Raw genomic sequence first — 871 nt, forward strand, 5'->3', positions numbered from 1 at the left:
GCCCTTCCGGGCCACCGCCACGACGTCATCACGGAACTCTTTCGGATATGCCTTTGCCATAACTGACATCCTTCCAGCGAGAATCAAATCTCACAGATCAGATGACAACCGAACTCTGGGCAGACCCGAGTTTTGGGCGAAGCTGAAGTCGCCAACATCATTTTTGAGTCATGCAGAATGAAAAATCCTAAAGGCGACGCGAACTTCCCGAGTGATAATGCCGTTCAGGTTCTCCTACCCTCGCAAACGCCGCCTGGGGGAAACAAGTACGGCGATTCAGCTCTCTCCTCGCAGGGGCTCCTCGATCAGGATTGGAAGTTGCAGGTAAGACTTGGCTCGCGTTCCGTGTCGCTACGAGAAGTGGTTCGCGGATGGGCTGCCGAGGTCTGGCTTATCTTTGCAGCGCAAGAACAGGGGGGCCTGAATCCGATGAGTTGGACTCTCGATGACTTTGTCGGGGCATTGTCTTTTCGAAGTATTCTTCACCGCGCCCTGCAAGATTCAGAAAACGCCACTGGACGCAAGCTGACGATCCCATCGGTTGCGTTAGCGGACACATTGTTCGACAAAATCACTCAACCTGATTCGCAGGACATGCTGCGCGCCACCACCCTTTCGGTAGTGCCCGAAGAGCCGTTTGGACGGCAATAATGGTGGGGGCGTGTTCCAGCCAACGGACCTATCCTCGAGGAGCTCCGCACGGCCATGCGGCGAGTCAACGGAGATGACTAAACCGATGGTGCTTGAGTATGTCAACCTAGGCCAGGACCACCTGGGTAATCTAAGCGGAGACCACCTCGGCGTTTAGCGGTGTCGGGGCGGCCTATGCCGGGCCCACCCCGGGCCTGTTGGGTGAGGCGTGTTCTGGTTG

General features: G+C 56.5%; 1 protein-coding gene. It reads left to right on the forward strand.

Annotated elements, in window-relative coordinates; genetic code table 11:
* The first annotated feature begins 132 nt into the window (after nucleotides 1-132).
* Entirely contained in the window at nucleotides 133-651 is a 519-nt protein-coding gene (locus tag B7R21_RS19895) for a hypothetical protein (protein WP_147305996.1), read from the forward strand.
* The last annotated feature ends 220 nt before the right edge of the window (nucleotides 652-871 follow it).

This window comes from Subtercola boreus, assembly GCF_003399625.1.
Taxonomy (GTDB): Bacteria; Actinomycetota; Actinomycetes; order Actinomycetales; family Microbacteriaceae; genus Subtercola; species Subtercola boreus_C.